Annotated in this window: 12 protein-coding genes; 8 read left to right on the forward strand and 4 right to left on the reverse strand. The window is 73.9% G+C overall.

From position 1 onward, the window contains the following. The 3 genes from ACGFZA_RS07260 (at window position 1) to ACGFZA_RS07270 (ending at window position 3,940) form a co-directional block, all read left to right on the forward strand. On the forward strand, window positions 1–447 hold the full coding sequence (locus ACGFZA_RS07260; RefSeq protein WP_385279206.1) for a MarR family winged helix-turn-helix transcriptional regulator: 447 nt from the start codon (window positions 1–3) through the stop codon (window positions 445–447). A gap of 296 nt (window positions 448–743) precedes the next feature. Further along, a complete protein-coding gene (locus ACGFZA_RS07265; RefSeq protein ID WP_385279343.1) occupies window positions 744–1,544 on the forward strand; it encodes a hypothetical protein in 801 nt (266 codons plus the stop codon). Between the two features lie 221 nt (window positions 1,545–1,765). Then, window positions 1,766–3,940 carry a bifunctional serine/threonine-protein kinase/ABC transporter substrate-binding protein gene (locus tag ACGFZA_RS07270; protein ID WP_393677843.1) on the forward strand — a complete coding sequence of 725 codons (2,175 nt, stop codon included), beginning with the start codon at window positions 1,766–1,768 and terminating at the stop codon, window positions 3,938–3,940. Between the two features lie 153 nt (window positions 3,941–4,093). On the opposite strand, the gene ACGFZA_RS07275 is transcribed toward ACGFZA_RS07270, so the two are convergent. Continuing rightward, the gene (locus ACGFZA_RS07275) at window positions 4,094–5,884 is read right to left on the reverse strand and encodes a flavin-containing monooxygenase (RefSeq protein WP_393677845.1); all 1,791 of its coding nucleotides are present in this window, start codon (window positions 5,882–5,884) and stop codon (window positions 4,094–4,096) included. 180 nt (window positions 5,885–6,064) lie between these two features. Between ACGFZA_RS07275 and ACGFZA_RS07280 the strand changes: the two genes are divergently transcribed. Further along, window positions 6,065–7,084 carry an SMP-30/gluconolactonase/LRE family protein gene (locus ACGFZA_RS07280; protein ID WP_393677847.1) on the forward strand — a complete coding sequence of 340 codons (1,020 nt, stop codon included), beginning with the start codon at window positions 6,065–6,067 and terminating at the stop codon, window positions 7,082–7,084. Between the two features lie 11 nt (window positions 7,085–7,095). On the opposite strand, the gene ACGFZA_RS07285 is transcribed toward ACGFZA_RS07280, so the two are convergent. Then, entirely contained in the window at window positions 7,096–7,695 is a 600-nt protein-coding gene (locus ACGFZA_RS07285; RefSeq protein WP_385279198.1) for a TetR/AcrR family transcriptional regulator, read from the reverse strand. 428 nt (window positions 7,696–8,123) lie between these two features. Here ACGFZA_RS07285 and tdh point away from each other — a divergent pair, with 428 nt between their 5' ends. From tdh to ACGFZA_RS07305, 4 genes are all read left to right on the forward strand, one after another. Continuing rightward, complete coding sequence (tdh, locus tag ACGFZA_RS07290; protein WP_385279196.1) at window positions 8,124–9,152, forward strand: L-threonine 3-dehydrogenase; 1,029 nt, start codon at window positions 8,124–8,126, stop codon at window positions 9,150–9,152. Between the two features lie 37 nt (window positions 9,153–9,189). Further along, window positions 9,190–10,383 carry a glycine C-acetyltransferase gene (locus ACGFZA_RS07295; RefSeq protein ID WP_385279194.1) on the forward strand — a complete coding sequence of 398 codons (1,194 nt, stop codon included), beginning with the start codon at window positions 9,190–9,192 and terminating at the stop codon, window positions 10,381–10,383. Window positions 10,384–10,423: 40 nt separating this feature from the next. Beyond that, entirely contained in the window at window positions 10,424–11,344 is a 921-nt protein-coding gene (locus tag ACGFZA_RS07300; protein WP_385279192.1) for a LysR family transcriptional regulator, read from the forward strand. Between the two features lie 95 nt (window positions 11,345–11,439). Further along, entirely contained in the window at window positions 11,440–12,003 is a 564-nt protein-coding gene (locus ACGFZA_RS07305) for a cysteine hydrolase family protein (RefSeq protein WP_385279190.1), read from the forward strand. 118 nt (window positions 12,004–12,121) lie between these two features. Here ACGFZA_RS07305 and ACGFZA_RS07310 read toward each other — a convergent pair whose 3' ends face one another. Both ACGFZA_RS07310 and ACGFZA_RS07315 read right to left on the reverse strand, forming a co-directional pair. Beyond that, window positions 12,122–14,716: an FtsX-like permease family protein gene (locus ACGFZA_RS07310; RefSeq protein ID WP_393677851.1), complete on the reverse strand. Its 2,595-nt coding sequence runs from the start codon at window positions 14,714–14,716 to the stop codon at window positions 12,122–12,124. Next, window positions 14,713–15,423, reverse strand: coding sequence for an ABC transporter ATP-binding protein (locus ACGFZA_RS07315; protein ID WP_385279186.1), 711 nt, complete (start codon window positions 15,421–15,423; stop codon window positions 14,713–14,715). Before ACGFZA_RS07315 ends, ACGFZA_RS07310 begins: the two co-directional genes overlap by 4 nt. Window positions 15,424–15,536 lie beyond the last annotated feature (113 nt).

Raw genomic sequence — 15,536 nt, forward strand, 5'->3', positions numbered from 1 at the left:
GTGGACATGCCTGTGGACCGGATCGAGTTCGAGACGATGCTGCTGGGCCGGCACATGAGTCTGCTGACCTCGCGAGGTGGCGGGCGGCTCGACCGGAGCGCCTACATCCTCCTCAGCCGCATCCGGGCCGAGGGTCCGATGTCCATCGGCCAGCTCCGGGACGCCTTCGGGCTGGACACCTCCACGCTCAACCGGCAGACCGCCGCGATGCTCCGGGTAGGTGTCGTCGAGCGCATCGCCGACCCGGACGGCGGGATCGCCCGGAAGTTCGCCATCACGGCCGAGGGCGAGCACCGGCTGGACAAGGACCGGGCCGAGAACCGGGACGGTCTGCAGCGCGTGCTGGCCGAGTGGACTCCGGAGGAGGCCGCGCAGCTCGCGGACAGCCTCGCCCGGCTCAACCGCGACATCGAGCGCCTCGACGGGCGGCCCTGGCCGCGGGACTGAGGGGGCGGCAGCCGCGAGACCGGGGCCGGGCGCCGCTTTCGGCACCCGGCCCCGGCTCGTCCGCCCGCGGTCCGGCCGGGCGGCTCGGTGAAGGCCGGTTCCGGCGGAGATCCGGTCGATCCCGGCCGCCGGTCCCGCCGGCTCGATGCGGGCCGTGACGTGCGTGAACCGGGGCATCCGCACCGTCCTGATGGCGCCACAGTTCCGTCGCCCTCTGCCTCGGCGCGGCTCGCGATCATAGGATCGGGGCGGTCTTCGGGGAAGCGAGGTGCCCGATCGTGACGTGCGCACGGGTCATGCGCGGATACGGAATGCTGGTACTGGCTCCGCTGGTGCTGGCGTCCTGTTCCGGCGGCGGAAGTCCGGACGAGGCGGGGCGGAGCGCCCCCACCGACCCCCCGGCGTCCCGCGGCGCGCGTGCGTCCCCCGCCTCCGGGCACCAGGACACCGGCGTCGGCGACAAGGACGCGGCCAGGCTGCCCACTTCACGCGAGGACGCGCTGGCCTTCATCGGCAGGGTCATCGCCGGCCCCGGAAATTTCGGCCCGGGTGTCGTCAAGCGCAGCCCGTACCAGAGCGATCCAGCCACCTGGCCCGTGCTGGGGACCGACTGCGCCTGGCGGCAGGAGAAGCCGGCGCGCGGTGTCCTCGCCACCCGCACCCGCTTCTTCGAGGTGCCCGCGGCGGGTGGCAGGGGGCCTCTGCGCCTCTCCGCCGTCGTCACCGTGCACCGCACCCGCGAGGACGCGCGGTGGGATATGGCGGAGTCCGTCGAGGAGGCGATGCGCTGCCCCACACAGCGGTGGGAGCGGGGGGAGGTGATCGGCTCGCTGATCCCGGGCTTCCTGGAACGGGGGGAGCGCCGGCAGGACGACTCCGAGGACTCGCTGACCGGGACCGGGCGGTACCGGAGCCCCGAACTCGGCGGCGGCCCCTACCCGTACTCCTGGCAGCAGGCACAGACCCGCCGGTTCACCGTGGCCGTCACCGGCAAGGGGGCGGAGGGCTGGACGGAGGAGGAGATCCACGCGCTGACGGTCCGGGCCCAGGCCGCCATGCTGGTACGGATCGGATCCGCCCTGAGGGCTGCCCCGTAATCCCCGGGAGATCAACGCGCGGCGTCGCTGCATCGCAAGGTGGAGGGGCCTCCGCATACTGGATGTATGCGGACGTTCCGACAACGGAGGGGGTCCCCCGTGCCGTTGAGGCTACGGGGGGAGAGGTGCCGTAGCTGTCCTCGTGCGCCCCTGCCGGGGATTACGGGACAGCCCTGGGAGAAGCAGAGCTGACCGATCGGGCCGGGAGAGCGGAGAGCGTGATGGAACTGCTGCGTCCCGCCGACCCCGCACGGATCGGCGGGCACCGGCTGCTCGGGCGGCTCGGCGTGGGCGGCATGGGAGTCGTCTACCTCGGCCGTACGGACGCCGGAGCCCTCGCCGCGATCAAGGTGATCCTGCCCGAGTACGCCACCGACGACGACTTCCGCACCCGCTTCCGCCGCGAGGCCGAGGCCGCCCGGCTGGTGGACAGTCCCTGGGTCGTGGCGGTCACCGGTGCGGACACGGAGGGCGAACAGCCCTGGCTGGCCACCGCGTTCGAGCCAGGACCCGCACTCTCCGAAGCCGTCGCCCGGTGCGGCCCCCTGCCCGCGCGCAGTGTCCGGGTGCTCGGCCGGTTCCTGTCCCGTGCCCTGACCGCCGTCCACGCCGCGGGACTCGTCCACCGCGACGTCAAACCGGGAAACGTGCTGCTCACGGCCGACGGGCCGCGCCTGATCGACTTCGGTATCGCGCGGGCCACCGAGTCCACGACGCTCACCGGCAACGACCTCGTGATCGGCACCCCCGGCTTCCTCTCGCCGGAACAGGCCACCGGAGGCAGCTGCGCCGCCGGCCCCGCGAGCGACGTCTTCTCCCTCGGCTGCCTCCTGGCGTACGCCGCGACCGGGCGCCCGCCGTTCGGTAGCGGAGCCGTCGACGCGCTGCTCCACCGGACCGTCCACGGCGCACCCGACCTCGACGCGGTGGAGGATCCCGAACTCCGCTTCCTTCTCGAATCCTTACTGGCCAAGGAGCCGGGCGAGCGCCCCACCGCGGCCGAACTCGACGCCCGGATCGCCGAGGACGTACCGCACGACTCCGTCGACTGGCTGCCCGCGGACGTGGCGGCGCTGATCACCGACCGCTCCGTCGGCATGCTCGGTCTGCCCGACATCGAACCGACCCTGGCCGAGAAGATGCCGCAGCCCGGACCGGGGCGGCGCAGGGCTCTGCTGCTCGCGGGTGCGGGTCTCGTCGTCGCCGCGGGCGGCGGGTTCGCCGTACGGGAGTGGCTGCGCGACGAGGCGGGCGGCTCGGGCGCGGACCCGTCCGGTGAACGGGGCTGGGTCATCGGCGTGCAGGCCGACCTGTCCGGTCCGCAGAGCGCCGCCGGGCGGGCCCAGGAGCGAGGCGTGCGGCTGGCGGCGCGGCGGTTCAACGCCCGTAAGGACAAGCGCTTCACGCTCACCGTCAAGGTGCTCGACGACCGGGGAGACGCCGTGCGCGCGCGGCGGGTGGCGGAGGAGTTCACCCGTGACCGCGATGTGCTCGCCGTCGTCGGACCGACCGGGGACCGCACCACCGAGGCCGTCCTCGGCGCGTACGACGAGGCGATGCTGCCCGTCCTCACCGTGTCCTCGCTCCAGCTCGCGTACGCCCCCCGCGCCAAGAGGTCGTTCTTCCAGGCAGGCCCCTGCGAGGCCGCGCTGTGCGGGCCGATCATCGACCGGCTGGTCCTGCGGCCCGGCGTCGAACGGCTCGGGGTGCTGCTCGACCGGGCCGGCGGCCGGATCGCCCACCAGGTCGGGTACCTGACCACCATGCGGACGGGTCTGCTCACCTCCGGCACCACCTACCCGCGCGTGATCCCGGCCGGGACGCGGGACCTCGCCCCCGTCGTCGACGACATGCTCGCGCACGCCAGCGACGCGTTCTTCTACGCCGGTGACGTGACCGGAGCCGCGCGCACCGCTCGGGCCCTGGCCGCCGCCTCGTTCGAGGGGCCCCGCATGGCCATCCACACGGTGATGGGCGCGCGCTTCATCGAGGAGGCGGGGAAGAGCGCCGAAGGCTGGGAGTTCACCGCGCCCTACATCGACGCGACCGCGCCCGCCGCCCGGGAGTTCACCGTCGCGCACCGCGCCGAGTACCACGCCCCGCCCGCGCCCTGGGCCGCCGAGGCGTACGACGTGGCGGGTCTCGTGACCGCCGCCGTGACCGCACTCGTCCGCGGGGCCGGCACCCCGGAGCGTCCGGAGCGGGCCGCGCTCGTCGCCGGGATCGCCGCGTCCTCGTACAAGGGCGTCTCCCGTACGTACGCCTTCGACGAGGACCACCGGCTCAAGGGCTCCGACGCCTACCTCTACGGCGTGCGGAACGGGCGCTTCGTCCCCCTCGGCGCCGCGCCGAAGCCCACGGCGGGGGCGGGCCGCTCTCCCCGGCCGTACGCGTAAGGGCTGTCCCGTAGGTGAGAGCCCACGGGTTCCCCGCCCGCTGCCGGGTGCGGTGAGGCGACGCGTGCGGGAACGCCACCGAAGAGGAGGACCGTCCTGGTGGAACTCGCGCGCCGCATGGGGGAGTTCCCGCGCGAGGGGTGAGGCCGCACGCTACCGGGCGAGCACCTCGTCCATGGACTCCTCCCGCCAGCGGCGCAGGAGCTCATGGAAGGCGGCGGCGCCGTGCGGATAGGCGTGCGGGCCACGGGGGCGGCCGCGCCCCTCACGGTTGTAGTAGCCGGGAGTGCACTCGGCGTGGAACCACTCGTGATCCGGGGCGCCCCGCATGATCGTGGCGAGCCAGGCGTCCTCGGCCTCGCGGGAGGGCTCCAGGAGCGCGCCCCTGTCCTCGGCGGCCGCGACGAGGGCGGCGGCGTGCACGGCCTGCTCGTCCAGGATGTGCGTGTAGTTGACGCTGCTGGCGTTCTGCAGCGAACCCATCTGGACCAGGTTCGGGAAGCCGTTGCAGGTGAAGCCGTGGAGGGTGCGGATGCCGCGCTGTCCCCACGCGTGGAGCAGCTGAACGCCTCCCCGGCCGTGGACGGGCAGGGAGCCGGAGTGGACGCCGGAGACGCCGACGGAGAACCCGGTGGCGAAGATCAGGCAGTCGAGTGCGTACGCGGTGCCGCCGACCACGACGCCGTCCTCGGTGACGCGTTCGATCCCGTGGGTGTCCGCGGTGTCGACCAGGGTGACGTTGCTCCGGTTGAACGCCGGGTAGTACAGGTCGGAGAAGGTGGGGCGCTTGCAGGCGTACCGGTACCAGGGCTTGAGCGCCTCGGAGGTCGCCGGGTCCGTGACCGTCCGCTCGACCCGGGTCCGTACCTCGTTCATCTTGGCCGCGTCGGCGGTCTCGTAGGCGGTTTCGAAGTCCCGCCCGTCATCGGGGCGGCGGAAGCTCGGCAGCAGTTTCTCCAGCAGACCGGCGGAGGACGTCCAGCCGTCCGCCACGAGATCGTCGCCGCACGTCTCGCCCGAGACGATGCGCAGGAAGTTCTCGCGTCGCGCGGCGGCCCAGCCCGCGCGGTCCGCACCGACGTCGGCGGCCGTGGTGCGGCGGTTGGCCCGCACGTCCACCGTGGAGGGGGTGCGCTGGAAGACGTGGACGTGCCCGGCGTCCTCGGCCAGCATCGGAATGACCTGCACACCGGTGGCGCCGGTGCCGACGACCCCCACGCGCTTGCCCGCCAGCCCCGTCAGGCCCCCTTCGGGGGAGCCGCCGGTGTAGGCGTAGTCCCAGCGCGACGTGTGGAAGGTGTGCCCGGCGAACGTCTCGATGCCGGGTATCCCCGGCAGCTTCGGCTCGGAGAGGGTGCCGGTGGCGGTGACGACGTACCTCGCCCGGAACGTGTCACCGCGATCGGTCGCCACGATCCAGGTGCGGGAGCCCTCCTCCCAGTTCAGAGCGGTGACCGTGGTGGAGAACAGGGCGTCCGCGTAGAGGTCGTACCGCTGCGCGATCCGTACCGCGTGACGCCTGATCTCCTCTCCCGGGGCGTACTTCCACCGCGGCACGTACCCGGTCTCGTCGAGCATCGGCAGGTACACGTGGGACTCGATGTCGCAGTGGATGCCGGGGTACCGGTTCCAGTACCAGGTGCCACCGAAGTCGCCGCCCTTGTCGACGAGGCGGACGCGCTCCACGCCCTGCTGCCTCAGCCGCGCTCCGGCGAGGATGCCGCCGAAACCGCCTCCGACGACGGCGACGTCGACGGTGTCGCGCAGCGGCTCGCGCTCGTCCTGCTCGTCCGCGTAGGGGTCGGCGGCGTAGAAGCCGAACTCGGCTTCGGCGGCCCGGTACTGGCGGGGGCCGTCGGGCCGCACCCGCCGCTCACGCTCGCTGCGGTAGCGCCGGCGCAGCGCGGCGAGCTCGTCGGGGGTCGGTGCCTGAGGCGACGTCATGTGGGGGGCCTCGTCTTCTCTCGGTCGGCTGTACGTCGGTCCGTGCGGGCCGGAACCGTCCCTGGTCTGCCGAACTGCCATGGATCCGGGCGGCCTTCGGCACCGTAGCAACAACCGGACAGCATTGTCCGGTTAGGGTGCGGGGGCACGTCGATCTTCGGACAGGAAGAGGGACACGTCATGCGACGACTCCGGAACCGCTCACTGGCCGTGCTCGCCACGCTCGGCACGCTGGCCCTGGCCGGGTGCGGCACCGAGACGCATCCACCCGGCCGGGGGGCGGACTCCGCGGCTCCGGGCCGGACCGTCACCGCGCGTGCACTCATGCGGCTGACCACGGCGCACGAGGAGACCGGGATGACCCTGCTGGAGGGCCCGGTCTTCGGCGTGGACGGCAGACTGAACGTCGTCGACGTCACCGCGCCCGCCGGGAAACCGAAGGTGCTGCGCGTGGATGTCCGGAAGAAGACGGTGCGCACGGTCTTCACCGACAGCCGCGGCGCCTACACCTCGGCCCAGTTCAGCCCCTATGACGGGCGGCTCTACCTGACCGACATCGCCCACGGCGAGATCGTCTCCCTGGCTCCGGACGGATCCGGCCGCCGCACCTTCTTCGCCGGTGAGGTCGACGGCGCCCCGATGCGGCCCGACGACATCGCCTTCGACCGGGACGGCGATCTGTACGTCAGCGATGCCCTCGGCATGTCCGAGGGCGAGGCGCGCGGACGCGTGGTGCGTATCGGCCGTGACGGCGGGAAGGCCGCCGTTCTCGCCGGCGGCCTCTCCGCGGCCAACGGCATCTCGTTCGACGTGGACTACCGGGGGCTGTGGATCAGCGAGCTGACGGAGAACCGGATCTCCTACCTCCCCACGGAGCCGCGCGCCGGAATGGCGGGCCGGCACACAGCCGTCCGCGTCGACGGCGGGGTGGCCGCCACCGACTCGATCGCCGTGGACGCCGACGGAAACCTGTACCAGGGGCTGCACGGCCGGCCCGCGATGGCCGTGTACAGCAAGTACGGCGAACGCCTCGCGACGGTGGAGGTCCCGGCCCGCGCCGAAGGGCTGGAGTCGGCCACCAACGTGGCGATCACGCCCGGCGGGACCGCCGCGTACATGACCGTCAGCGGACCCGCCGGCGGCTTCCTGTACACGTTCGACGCGCTCGCGGAGGGCATCCGCCAGTCCAACGGCGGCTGACCGCACCCTCCTCAGGGGGTGGCGCACCCCTCGAAGGGCCCCACCGGTCCCACCGCGACGCCGAGCAGGCGCCAGGCCGCCAGCGCCCGGTCCTCACGTCGCTCGCGGGTCGGGCCGGTGACGGCTCCGGAGACCATGGAGACGGCGAGCATGAGGTCGTCCGGGGCGCCCAGCCGGTGATCGTCCGGCAGGCACCCCCGCAGGGCGTGTCCGACCCGGTCGTGCATGTCCCGGGCGAACGTGCGGGTGTGCGGGTGCCCGCTCGCCTCGTCGGCGTGCAGGAGGCTGATGAACGCCGCCGACTGAGTCAGGTGCCAGGTCAGCACGCCCAGGACCCCGGCGAGGGCCGTGCCCTCGCCGGCCGCCTGCTCGATCTGGCGCACGTTCTCCTCCAGGACCGCGGCCGCGATGGCGTTCCGGTCGGGGAAGTGCCGGTACAGAACGGCCTGCCCGACCCCGGCCCTGCGGGCGATCCCGGAGAGCGGCGCGTCCAGGCCGTGCGCCGCGTAGATCTCCCGGGCCGCGGCGATCAGCGCGGCCCGGTTGCCGGCGGCGGCCTTCGGCCCCCGGTTCGCGGGCCTCCGCTCGTCCGCCGTGGGGTGCTGGGTCATCCGGTCAGGGTAACGGGCAGGCAGTGGGCCCCCGCCGGACCGCTTTCGCCCCGTCCGGCCCGCGCGACGCCCAGAGAGCCGAGGGCGCCCAGCTCGGTGACGTACCGCCCCGCCCCCGCCCGCGCGACGACCGTGCCCGACCCCCGCGGAGGGACCGGACGCCGGTGCGCGTCCGCCGAACGGAGCAGGCGGCCCCCGCGCCCGTACGGCCCGGCGTGAAGCCAAGCTGCGGGCGCGCTTAAGAAATCCTCGATGGACCTGGGGCGCGGGGTACGGCAGATTTCTCCGTGACGGCGGAGGATGGTGCGCGGCAGCCGGTCGAGCGCGCTGCCACCGTCCCTCTCATACTTCCCCGGGCCGCAGGCTTCCTCTGGCATGCCCCCGGCCCGGGGACATCAACGCCGCACCAGGTACAGGGAGCCGCAGCCGTGAAGGCACTCGTGAAGCAGAAGGCCGAGCCGGGACTCTGGCTGATGGACGTGCCCGAGCCGGAGACCGGTCCCTCGGACGTGCTGATCAAGGTGCTCCGCACCGGCATCTGCGGCACCGACCTGCACATCCGCAATTACGACGGCTGGGCGCAGAACGCCATCACAACCCCGCTCGTCCTCGGCCACGAGTTCGTCGGCGAAGTCGCCGCGATCGGATCCGACGTCGCGGACATCGCCGTCGGCGACCTGGTCAGCGGCGAGGGGCACCTGGTCTGCGGCAAGTGCCGCAACTGCCTGGCCGGACGCCGCCACCTCTGCCGCTCCACGCTGGGGCTCGGCGTCGGACGCGACGGCGCCTTCGCCGAGTACGTCGCACTGCCCGCCTCGAACGTGTGGGTGCACCGGGTCCCCGTCGACCTGGACGTCGCCGCGATCTTCGACCCGTTCGGCAACGCCGTGCACACCGCGCTGTCGTTCCCGCTGGTCGGCGAGGACGTCCTCATCACCGGCGCCGGCCCGATCGGCATCATGGCCGCCGCCGTCGCCAAGCACGCCGGAGCCCGCAAGGTCATGATCACCGACGTCAGCGAGGCCCGCCTGGAACTGGCCCGCAAGGTCGGCGTCAGCCTCGCCCTCAACGTCGGCGAGCAGACCATCGCCGACGGCCAGCGCGAGCTCGGACTGCGCGAGGGCTTCGACATCGGCCTGGAGATGTCCGGCCGCCCCGAGGCGATGCGCGACATGATCGCGAACATGACGCACGGCGGCCGGATCGCGATGCTCGGACTGCCGTCCGAGGAGTTCGCCGTCGACTGGTCCCGGATCGTCACCTCCATGATCACGGTCAAGGGCATCTACGGCCGCGAGATGTACGAGACCTGGTACGCCATGTCCGTCCTGCTGGAGGGCGGCCTCGACCTCGCCCCCGTGATCACCGGCCGGTACGGCTACCGCGACTTCGAGGCGGCCTTCGACGACGCGGCGAGCGGACGCGGCGGCAAGGTCATCCTCGACTGGACCGTCTGACCTCCTACCGCCTCCGCACCCAGCCGGGAGATTCCTCATGTTCGACTCCGTACGCGACGACATGCGCACCACCCTCGAAGAGATCGAGGCCGCCGGGCTGCACAAGCCCGAGCGCGTCATCGGCACCCCGCAGTCCGCGACCGTCGCCGTCACCTCGGGCGGCCGCCCCGGTGAGGTGCTGAACTTCTGCGCCAACAACTACCTGGGCCTCGCCGACCACCCCGACGTGATCGCCGCCGCGCACGAGGCGCTGGACCGCTGGGGCTACGGCATGGCCTCGGTCCGCTTCATCTGCGGCACCCAGGAGGTCCACAAGGAGCTGGAGCAGCGGCTCTCCTCCTTCCTGGGCCAGGAGGACACGATCCTCTACTCCTCCTGCTTCGACGCCAACGGCGGAGTCTTCGAGACGGTCCTCGGCCCGGAGGACGCGGTCATCTCCGACGCCCTCAACCACGCCTCGATCATCGACGGCATCCGGCTGTGCAAGGCCAAGCGCTTCCGCTACGCCAACCGCGACATGGCCGACCTGGAGCAGCAGCTCAAGGAGGCGTCCGGGGCCAGGCGCCGCCTGATCGTCACCGACGGCGTGTTCTCCATGGACGGCTACGTCGCCCCGCTGCGCGAGATCTGCGACCTGGCCGAGCGGTACGACGCCATGGTCATGGTCGACGACTCGCACGCCGTCGGCTTCGTCGGCCCCGGCGGACGCGGCACCCCCGAGCTGCACGACGTGATGGACCGCGTCGACATCATCACCGGCACCCTCGGCAAGGCGCTCGGCGGCGCCTCCGGCGGTTACGTGGCGGCCCGCGCCGAGATCGTCGCCCTGCTGCGCCAGCGTTCGCGCCCGTACCTCTTCTCCAACTCGCTCGCCCCGGTCATCGCGGCGGCCTCGCTGAAGGTCATCGACCTCCTGGAGTCCGCCGGCGACCTGCGCGAGCAGCTCAACGCCAACACCGCGCTCTTCCGTACCCGGATGACCGAGGAAGGCTTCGACGTCCTGCCCGGCGACCACGCCATCGCCCCCGTGATGATCGGGGACGCGGCGAAGGCAGGCCGGATGGCGGAGCTGCTCCTGGAGCGCGGTGTGTACGTGATCGGGTTCTCGTACCCGGTCGTCCCGCAGGGCGCGGCCCGCATCCGCGTCCAGCTCTCCGCCGCCCACTCCACGGCGGACGTGAACCGCGCGGTCGACGCCTTCGTCGACGCGCGGGCGGCGCTGGGGGAGTAGGCGCCACCGGGGCGCCTCGCGACCTGGGACAATAGGTCACATGATCGATGCACGGCGGCTGCGCATTCTGCGGGCGGTGGCGGACCACCGCACGGTGACCGCCGCGGCCGCCGCGCTCTATCTGACCCCCTCCGCCGTCTCGCAGCAGCTCGCCGCGCTGGAGCAGGAGACCGGACACCGGCTGGTCGAGCGCGGCGCCCGCGGCGCCCGGCTCACCCCGGCCGGGGAGATCCTGCTGACCCACGCCAACGCGGTGCTGGCCCAGCTGGAACGGGCGGAGGCGGAGCTCGCCGCGTACAGCGCCGGCGACGCCGGCACGGTCACCGTCGCGGCCTTCGCCACCGGTATCGGCCTGGTCCTCGCCCCCGCGATAGCGGCCCTGAACAGGACCGCGCCCGGCATCAAGGTCCGCGTCCAGGACGCCGAGGGCGACGCGAGCGTCCCCATGGTGCTGGACCGGCAGGTCGATGTGGCGGTCGCCGTCGAGTACCGCGGCGCACCGGGGGAGGACGACCGGCGGCTGACCCGCGTGCCGCTGTACTCGGAGCCCTTCGACGCGGTGCTCCCGGTCGGACACCGGCTGGCCGGCCAGGACCAGGTGGCCGTCGCCGACCTGGCGAAGGACGCGTGGATCGGACCCTACCCGGGCAACCCCTGCCACGACGTGGTCGTCCTGGCCTGCGAGTACGCCGGCTTCGCACCGAATCTCGAACACTCGTCGGACGACTTCCACGCCGTGGTAGCGCTCGCGGGTGCGGACGCCGGAGTGGCCCTGGTGCCGCGTTCCGCGCTGCGCGGCATGGCCCTGGCGGGCGTGGTGGTCCGCCCGGTGCAGGGCAGCGCGCCCACGCGCCGGGTGTTCGCGGCGGTGCGCCGGGGCGCCGAGGCCCATCCGCTGATCGCCCCGGTGCTGGAGGCGCTGGCGGGGGCGGCGGGGGACGACGTGCTCGCGGCGGGCTGAGAACCGGGTCCCTGCGGATCTCCGGAACCCGCACCGCTGTCCACGCCGCCGGGCCAGACTTGCTCCTGCCACCCGGCGACGAGAGGACGGCAGGCATGGCGAAGAGCGCACTCCTTGTGATGGACGTCCAGCGGGAGATCGTGGACATCACGGAGGCCGGCTCCGGATATCTGTCGCGCCTGGGCAGGGCGATCGAGGGCGCCCGCGCGGCGGACATCCCCGTGATCTACGTGGCCATCGCCCTGCCGGCGGGCGATCCGGAGGTCAGCCCGCGCAACAGGGTGATCACGAGCGCCGTGGAGGCCGGCTGGTTCACCGAGGGCGAGCCCGGCACCGCGATCCATCCCGCCGTCGCACCCCGGCCGGGCGACGCCGTGGTCACCAAGAGGCGGGGGAGCGCGTTCTCGGGCAGCGACTTCGACCTCGTGCTCAGGGCTCGCGACATCGACAGCCTCGTCGTCACCGGCATCGCCACGAGCGGCGTGGTGCTGTCCACCCTGTGCCACGCCGTCGACCTGGACCTCGGCCTCACCGTCCTGGTCGATGCCTGCCACGACACCGAGACCGAGCTGCACCGGGCCCTGACCGGGCAACTGTTCCCGCGGTGGGGAGACGTCATCACGGTCGACGACTGGCTCAAGGCCGTCGCACCGCGGTAGCGGGCGGGCGCCTCAGCCCGCTCGGGCCCGTGCCCGTGCCCGCGGCCGGGAACCTCGGGAGCAGCGTGCCCGGCCGCGTGTCGCGGCCCGCCCCGGGCCCCGCCGGCTGCCGCGGGCCTCAGCTCGCCCCGTGCCCGCTGCCGCGTGCCCCCGGGACCAGCGTGCCCGCGGCGGCGGTCACCGCCACGGCCAGCGCCACTACCCCGTACTCCGACGGCGGCAGGTACGGCAGTCCGCCCGTCGCCGGGAGCGCGAACGCCAGCAGCGGGATCGCCGCGACCACGGTCCCGACGGCCAGTCCGGCCACCGTCACCAGGCCCGTCTCCAGGACCCGCATCCGCAGCAACTGGCCGCGCCCCGTGCCGACCAGACGCAGCAGGCGGAACTCCGGGCGGCGGCCGACCGAGATCAGGGCGAGGGTGCTGACCACGGCGAGCAGCGCGAAGCCACCGATCACGCCGACGCCGATGACGATCAGGGCGTCGCCCTGATCCGAGGCCTGCGGGTCGATCCGCAGATCGTCCGCGGTCGCGGCGCGGACCTGAAGTCCCTTGTACGGTGCCAGCGCACGCCGTACGGCCGACGCGGCGTTCCCGCCCGCCGAGCGCACCAGGATCTGCTGGTCGCGCGGAGCCGACACATGACCCGCCAGCGCCTCACGGGGCAGGATGAACTCGCCGAGACCCAGGGACCGTTCGTAGAGCGCCACCACCCTGAGCCGTACCTGCGCACCGTCCCCGAGACGCAGCCGCACGGTGTCCCCGACACCGGCGTCCAGGTCGGCGGCCCGGTCCTCGGCGACGGCGACCGTGCCACGGCCCGTGAGACCGGCCGTGTCGCCCGCCGTGACCCGGGCGTCGAGCGTGCCGGACAGCCGGTCCGCCGTGACGCCCAGTACCGGGAAGCGGTCCAGCGCCGGGTCGCCGGCCTCATGGTGGGCGAGGACGACCGTCGACCGCAGCAGACCCGTCGCGGCCGCCACCCCGGGTGCCCCGCGCACGGCCTCGGCCGCCTCCGAAGGGATACCCGCGGTAGGGCCCGTGACCACCAGGTCCGCCCGCAGGGCGTCGGCCGCCTGCCGGCCGGCCGCCCGCTCCAGCGTCGTACCGGCGGCCAACTGGACGCAGACGAACGTGACGACCAGCACGATCGGAGTGAGCGCCGCGCCCAGCCGGCGGTGGTGCGCGGCGGCGGACCGGGCGGCCAGGAAGCCGGAGACCCCGCCCGCCCGCCGGGCCGGTGCGCCGAGAACCCGCATCGACATCCGGGCGATCCACGGACCGAGCAGCGCCACCGCGATGATCAGCGAAGTCGCCGCACCCGACGCGGCGAGCGCCGCTGCCTGGCCGCTCTGCAGGGTCGCCGTACCGGCCGAACCGAGCCCCGCGACCGCCGCCAGCACCCCGGCGCCCGTGCGCAGCCGCCCCGGCCCGCCCGGCTCCGGCGCCCTCGCCGCGCCCAGGGCGGCCGCCGGGCGCATCCGGGTGACCGCCCGCGCCGCGAGCAGCGCCACCGGACGGGCCGCCAGTGCCACGAGGAGCGCGCCCGTGACACCCGCCGCGAACGGCAGCCACACCGGGACGGGCAGCGGCAACGGGTCCGTGGCCAGCAGCGACCGCATCAGCAGCCCGAGCGGTACGGACCCGGCCGCGCCCAGGAGCGCGGCGGCGCCGGCGACCCGGCCCGCCTCACGGCCGACCGCCGACCTGAGCTGCCGGGGGGTCGCCCCGACCGCCCGCAGCAGTGCCAGTTCGCCGGAGCGCTGGTGGACCGCCTGCGAGACGGCGGTGGCGATGACCAACAGGGCCACCAGGAGAGCCGTTCCGGCGATCGACGCCACCATCGCCAGCAGATCGGCGCGCGCGCCGAGTGCGTCCACGTGCTCCGCCTCGCCGCGTCCGGCGCCCGTCAGTACGCGTGGACCGCGTTCACCGCCGCCGTGTCCCGCCACGGCCTCGTCCAGCGACGTCCGCAGCGCGGCGGTCGACACGCCCTGCTCGGCCACGACGCCGATCGCGTCCACCGTCCCGGGGTGGCCGGCCAGAGCGGTGATCCGGTGTTCGGTGAAGAACACGGCGGGAGTGCCGCCCCGGTGGGCGGTGGCGGCCACTCCGCTGACGGTGTACTGCCGCGCCGCGCCGTCCACTTGGAGGGTGACGCGGCCGCCCGGCCCGCCGCCCTCGGCCGCCAGCGCCGCGTCCACGACCACCTCGGACGCCGCCCCCGGGGCGCGCCCCTCGGCGAGCTCGTACGCGGTGAGCGCGGCGGAGGGCCAGGAGCGGCCCACCGCCGTCGCCCCGTCGCCCACCGTCACCGGGACGGAGTCGTCCGCGACGGCCCGCGCCACGCCGTCCGCCGCTGCCACCCGCGCCACCGCGGAACGCTCCAGCCGCACCCGTTCCGGCAGATGGGCGGTGGCCGTCTGCGGCTCGCTGCCCCAGGGCTTCGCCGTGTACGTGACCCGCTGATCGGCCACCACCACGGCATCGGCCCCGGCATAGCGTTCTACCGGTGGCCGAGCCGTCAGCAGTGAGCCGAGCACCAGGGCGAAGGCGCCGAGCAGCGCGGCCGCGGCGGCGGCCGCCGCGAACACCGCGGTCCAGGCCCGGCGATGGGTCCTCAGCGAACGACGGGCCAGGAACGCCGAAGCCCGCCGGCTCCCCGGCCGGGCGATATCGCGCACCGGCCGCTCGCCGGCCTCGGTCACCTTCATCGCAGCCGCCCGCCGTCCATCGTCATGACGGTGTCCGCCCAGCCGGCCGCCACCGGGTCGTGGGTGACCATCACCACCGTGCGGCCGTCGATCCGTACCGCGTCCCGCAGCAGACCGAGCACCAGCATCGCCGACTCCGGGTCCAGGGACGCCGTCGGCTCGTCCGCGAAGAGCACATCGGGTTCGGTCACCAACGCCCGTGCCACCGCGACACGTTGCTGCTCGCCGCCCGACAGGGTCGCCGGCCCGCCGCCGCCCCGGCCGGACAGCCCGACCCGCTCCAGCAGCCGCCGGCCGCGGTCCAGTACGCCGGCGGCCCCCGGATCGGCGCCGGCCAGGACCAGCGGCAGCACGACGTTCTCCTCGATGCTCAGCGACGCCACCAGGTTCAGCGCGTGGGACTGGAAGACGAACCCGATCCGGTCCCGGCGCAGCCGGGTCAGCGCGGCCTCGGAGAGCGTGCCGAGATCGGTACCGGCGATCCGTACCGTCCCCGACGACGGACGGTCCAGCCCCGCCGCGCACTGGAGGAACGTGCTCTTGCCCGAGCCCGAAGGGCCGACCACCGCGGTGAAGCTCCCCACGGGGACGACACAGCTCACCCCGTCGAGGGCGACCGTCTCCCGGCCGCTGCCCCGCCGCCCGTGGCGCCGGCTCACCGACTCCAGCTCCAGCGCCGCCGTGCGCACTGCCGCGACTGTCTCCACCCTGGTCCCCTCGTTCCCTGTGTACGTCCTGACCTGCGTCAACGCTATGAGGGGGAGGGTGCGGGGGCGAGGGTGCGCACTCCCGGACGGGGGTGCAGCAGGCACCACCACCG

It is taken from the genome of Streptomyces sp. NPDC048211 (assembly GCF_043202315.1).
GTDB lineage: Bacteria > Actinomycetota > Actinomycetes > Streptomycetales > Streptomycetaceae > Streptomyces.

Coding starts and splice junctions, on each gene's coding strand:
- ACGFZA_RS07265 (WP_385279343.1), top strand. CDS start 744: ATGCGCGGATACGGAATGCTGGTACTGGCTCCGCTGGTGCTGGCGTCC.
- ACGFZA_RS07270 (WP_393677843.1), top strand. CDS start 1,766: ATGGAACTGCTGCGTCCCGCCGACCCCGCACGGATCGGCGGGCACCGG.
- ACGFZA_RS07275 (WP_393677845.1), bottom strand. CDS start 5,884: ATGACGTCGCCTCAGGCACCGACCCCCGACGAGCTCGCCGCGCTGCGC.
- ACGFZA_RS07280 (WP_393677847.1), top strand. CDS start 6,065: ATGCGACGACTCCGGAACCGCTCACTGGCCGTGCTCGCCACGCTCGGC.
- ACGFZA_RS07285 (WP_385279198.1), bottom strand. CDS start 7,695: ATGACCCAGCACCCCACGGCGGACGAGCGGAGGCCCGCGAACCGGGGG.
- ACGFZA_RS07295 (WP_385279194.1), top strand. CDS start 9,190: ATGTTCGACTCCGTACGCGACGACATGCGCACCACCCTCGAAGAGATC.
- ACGFZA_RS07300 (WP_385279192.1), top strand. CDS start 10,424: ATGATCGATGCACGGCGGCTGCGCATTCTGCGGGCGGTGGCGGACCAC.
- ACGFZA_RS07305 (WP_385279190.1), top strand. CDS start 11,440: ATGGCGAAGAGCGCACTCCTTGTGATGGACGTCCAGCGGGAGATCGTG.
- ACGFZA_RS07310 (WP_393677851.1), bottom strand. CDS start 14,716: ATGAAGGTGACCGAGGCCGGCGAGCGGCCGGTGCGCGATATCGCCCGG.